Origin of the sequence: Mesorhizobium sp. B2-6-2 (assembly GCF_006440615.1) — a bacterium.
Taxonomy (GTDB): Bacteria; Pseudomonadota; Alphaproteobacteria; order Rhizobiales; family Rhizobiaceae; genus Mesorhizobium.
On the sequence record NZ_VFUG01000039.1, the window covers coordinates 1 to 4,221 of the forward strand.

4 protein-coding genes are annotated in these 4,221 nt (G+C 62.8%); all 4 read left to right on the plus strand.

The annotated features are described in order from the left end of the window. Positions 1 to 329 precede the first annotated feature (329 nt). Positions 330 to 1,208: an ABC transporter permease gene (locus FJ419_RS30475; RefSeq protein ID WP_140700822.1), complete on the plus strand. Its 879-nt coding sequence runs from the start codon at positions 330 to 332 to the stop codon at positions 1,206 to 1,208. Next, positions 1,205 to 2,359, plus strand: a complete 1,155-nt coding sequence (locus FJ419_RS30480; protein ID WP_140700823.1) for an ABC transporter permease — start codon at positions 1,205 to 1,207, stop codon at positions 2,357 to 2,359. The genes FJ419_RS30475 and FJ419_RS30480 overlap by 4 nt, the downstream gene beginning before the upstream one ends. 39 nt (positions 2,360 to 2,398) lie before the next feature. Next, a complete protein-coding gene (locus tag FJ419_RS30485) occupies positions 2,399 to 3,370 on the plus strand; it encodes an ABC transporter substrate-binding protein (protein WP_140630820.1) in 972 nt (323 codons plus the stop codon). A 167-nt stretch (positions 3,371 to 3,537) separates the two neighbouring features. Continuing rightward, entirely contained in the window at positions 3,538 to 3,975 is a 438-nt protein-coding gene (locus tag FJ419_RS30490; protein WP_140700824.1) for a CHRD domain-containing protein, read from the plus strand. Positions 3,976 to 4,221 lie beyond the last annotated feature (246 nt).

Here is a 4,221-nt window from a genome sequence, read left to right on the forward strand (position 1 = left end):
GGAAGCTCCTGGTCGTCCTCAACGCCATCATTCGCGACAAAACCGCATTCGCGTGAACACAGTTGCCATTCCGTGACGCTGGTCGAAGGGCGTAAGCGGCTCAGAATACCCGACGAGCAGAGCGCGGCGCAGGGAGCTGTATTCTGGAACGTTGCGGAGCTCAGAAGTAACGGAATGGATCCTAGGGTCTGCGCCGCGTCGCTTCGCTCCTTGCTCCGCCCTAGGATGACGAAAAATACCAGCGCCGCAGCACTCCAGTCGAACGTGCCCGGCCTTCGCCTCGCTCCGGCCGCCCTCTCCCCAGTGGGGAGAGGAGGAGAGCCGCGCTGATGGACACCTTCCGCTCGAAAATCGTCCCCGTCACCAGCATTCTCGCCGGCGTGGTGGTGCTCTGGTACGTCTTCGCCGTCATCCTCAACGCGCCGTTCCAGCGCGATCTCGACCGCCGTGCCAATGAGACGCCGGGTATCGTCGAATTCATCGGCAAGACGCTGGCGCAGCCGAAGCCGACGCTGCCGGCACCGCACCAGGTGGCCGTGAATTTCTTCGAAAATACCTTCCTGCGGTCCGTCACCTCGAACCGCAGCCTGGTCTACAACGCCTGGGTGACGCTGTCCTCGACGCTGCTCGGCTTTGCTTTCGGCACCGCTCTCGGCATCCTGATTGCGGTGGGTATCGTGCATCTGGCGACGCTCGACCGCAGCTTGATGCCGTGGATCATTGCTTCGCAGACCATTCCGATCCTCGCGGTCGCGCCGATGATCATCGTGGTGCTGGCGGCGATCGGCATCACCGGCCTGATCCCCAAGGCGCTGATCTCGACCTATCTGTCGTTCTTTCCGGTCGTGGTCGGCATGGTGAAGGGCCTGCGCTCGCCCGAGATCATGCATCTCGACCTGATGCACACCTACAACGCCAGCGCCTCGCAGACTTTCTGGAAGCTCAGAGTGCCGGCTTCGGTGCCGTTCCTGTTCACCTCGATGAAGGTGGCGGTGGCGGCAAGCCTTGTCGGCGCCATCGTCGGCGAATTGCCGACAGGCGCGGTCGCCGGCATCGGCGCCAAGCTGCTGGCGGGCGCCTATTACAGCCAGACCATCGATATCTGGTCGGCGCTGGTCGCTGGTTCCGTGGTCGCGGCGCTGCTGGTGATGGTGGTGGGTATCGCCGGACGCCTGGTCGATCGCGCGATGGGCGGGAGGCCGGCATGAGCTGGTTGAAGCCATCCTGGCAAGCAGTGCTGGCAATCCTGCTTTGTCTCATCGCTTTTGCGCTTGGCGCAATAACGAAGCCGGAGGCAGCCGCGCTGGCGGAGCCGGCCGCAACGCTGGCCTATCCCTATATGGGCGCGAAGGGGCTGATCATCGGGCTGTTGCTCATTGCGGCGCTGGTCTCGACCTTAAGGCTGACGCCGGTCGTTGAGGCCATCGTGCTCTTCGCCGGCGCACATGCCGCAGCCTGGCTCTTGATCAAGGGTATAGCCGGTTTCGAAGGCACGGCGCTTGCGCCATATTTCCTGCTGCTTGCCGCGGCCTGGCTGCTGGCTTGGCGCTGCGTTGCCTTGCTCTCGTCGCTGCGTCCGAGCGGGAGCGTCGCAAGGAACGCGCTGCGCCTGATCATCCCGGCGATCTTCGGCGCCTGGATCCTGATCATCTGGGAAGCGGTGACGCGCGGCGCCGGCATCCCTTTCATTCTTTTGCCGCCGCCCAGCGCCATCGGCGCGCGGATCGCCAACTCGCTGCCGATCCTGGGGTCGGATGTGCGCCAGACGATCTTCAAGGCGGTGCTGATCGGCTATGTCGTCGGCAATCTCGCCGGCTTCGCCGTCGCTATCCTCGCTGACCGCGTGCCGTTCCTGCGGCGCGGCCTGCTGCCGATCGGCAATATGGTTTCGGCGCTGCCGATCATAGGCGTCGCACCCATCATGGTCATGTGGTTCGGCTTCGACTGGCCGTCCAAGGCCGCCGTGGTCATCATCATGACCTTCTTCCCAATGCTGGTGAATACGGTGGCGGGGCTTGCGGCATCCGGGCATATGGAGCGCGACCTGATGCGCACTTATGCATCGGGCTATTGGCCGACCTTGCTCAAGCTCAGGCTGCCGGCGGCCATGCCGTTCATCTTCAACGCGCTGAAGATCAACTCGACGCTGGCGCTGATCGGCGCCATCGTCGCGGAGTTCTTCGGAACGCCAGTAGTCGGCATGGGATTTCGCATCTCGACGGAAGTCGGGCGGATGAACATCGACATGGTGTGGGCCGAAATCGCAGTTGCAGCACTGGCGGGTTCGGTCTTTTATGGCGTGGTCGCTCTCATCGAGAGAGCCGTCACGTTTTGGCATCCCTCTGTCCGAGGTGGATAGGGGCGGTGGGTTTGGGTGCTAACTTCAGAGGGTAATAAGATGAAAAGACTGCTGATTTCTGCTCTGGCCGGCGCCATGTCGCTGGCCGCCTTCCAGGCGATGGCCGCCGACAAGGTGACACTGCAATTGAAATGGGTCACGCAGGCCCAGTTTGCCGGCTACTATGTCGCCAAGGCCAAGGGTTTCTATGACGCCGAAGGCCTCGACGTCGACATCAAGCCGGGCGGCCCGGACATCGCGCCCGAGCAGGTGATCGCCGGCGGCGGCGCCGACGTCATCGTAGACTGGATGGGCGGAGCGCTCGCGGCCCGCGACAAGGGCGTGGGGCTCGTCAACATCGCCCAGCCGTTCAAGAAGGCGGGCATGGAACTGGTTTGCCCCAAGGACGGACCGATCAAGACGGAAGCCGACTTCAAGGGTCATACGCTGGGCGTCTGGTTCTTCGGCAACGAATATCCGTTCTACGCCTGGATGAACAAGATCGGCCTCAAGACCGATGGCGGCCCGGACGGCGTCACCGTGCTCAAGCAGAGTTTTGACGTGCAGCCGCTGATCCAGAAGCAGGCCGACTGCATCTCGGTGATGACCTATAACGAATACGGCCAGGTGCTGGACGCCGGTTATAAGCCGGAAGACCTGGTCGTGTTCAATTACTCCGCCATGGGCAACGACCTTCTGGAGGACGGGCTCTACACGCTCGAGGACAAGCTCAAGGATCCGGCCTTCGAGGACAAGATGGTGCGCTTCGTGCGCGCCTCGATGAAGGGTTGGAAATACGCCACGGAGAACACCGACGAGGCGGCCGGAATCGTCGTGGACGCCGGCGGCCAGGACGAGAACCACCAGAAGTTCATGATGAAGGAAGTGGCCAAGCTGGTCGACAATGCCGACGGCAAGCTAATCCCGGCCGCTTACGAGCGCACCGCCAAGGCGCTGCTCGACCAGAAGATCATCAGCAAGGAGGCGAGCGGCGCCTACACGACCGCGATCACCGACAAGGCGATCAAGTAAGGTCCGCTCGCGGCGCGGAAGGTGGAAAGGGGCGGGCGACCGCCCCTTTTTGCTGGTTGAGGTAAAATAATTGTGCGCACAGGGATACATCCGGCCGTCCAGCCGTTGATTGGCGCATCCGCGCGCCGGGGAGCCGCGAAGGATGCTGCAATCAATGGAGGTTCTTCATGCGCATCCTATCCGTGCCGATGCTTTCGGCCTTGGCCGTTTCGACCGCCTTCCTTCTTGCATCGCCGGCCATGGCCGAGATGGTGAAGTACAAGGCGACGCTCGACGGCAGTCAGCAGAGCCCGCCCGTCACCACCAAGGGCAAGGGAACCGCCACACTCACCTTCGACACCACAAGCAAGAAACTCAGCTGGAACGTCAAATATTCCGGCCTCAGCGGGCCTGCCGTGGCCGGCCACATCCACGGTCCGGCGGACATGGGGGCGAATGCGGACCCGGTCATCCCGTTCAAGAAGCTGAAGAGCCCGATCAAGGGATCGGAGACATTGACCGACGCGCAGGCGGCCGACCTCGAGGCCGGCAAGTATTACGTCAACATCCACACCGCCAAGAACAAGGACGGTGAAATCCGCGGCCAGATCCAGAAGGCGATGTAGGGTTCGGAAGGGTTGCGGTCACTTTGGAGGCCGGCGGGACAGCGCCCCCCTCTGTCCTGCCGGACATCTCCCCCACAAGGGGGGAGATCAGATAGTCACGCCGGCTTTCGCCAATCACCAGCGTTGCAGGAATGGCGAGGCGATGGAACTGGTAATCTCCCCCCTCGTGGGCAGGGGTGTCCGGGGAAAGTTATTCATAGGCGAAGCCCAACTGGTTTGGGGAGGTCCGGTCCATTCGGCGGCTCG

Bases quoted from the DNA above. Each gene is read 5' to 3' on its own strand.
- FJ419_RS30490 (WP_140700824.1), top strand. From the start codon at position 3,538: ATGCGCATCCTATCCGTGCCGATGCTTTCGGCCTTGGCCGTTTCGACC.
- FJ419_RS30480 (WP_140700823.1), top strand. From the start codon at position 1,205: ATGAGCTGGTTGAAGCCATCCTGGCAAGCAGTGCTGGCAATCCTGCTT.
- FJ419_RS30485 (WP_140630820.1), top strand. From the start codon at position 2,399: ATGAAAAGACTGCTGATTTCTGCTCTGGCCGGCGCCATGTCGCTGGCC.
- FJ419_RS30475 (WP_140700822.1), top strand. From the start codon at position 330: ATGGACACCTTCCGCTCGAAAATCGTCCCCGTCACCAGCATTCTCGCC.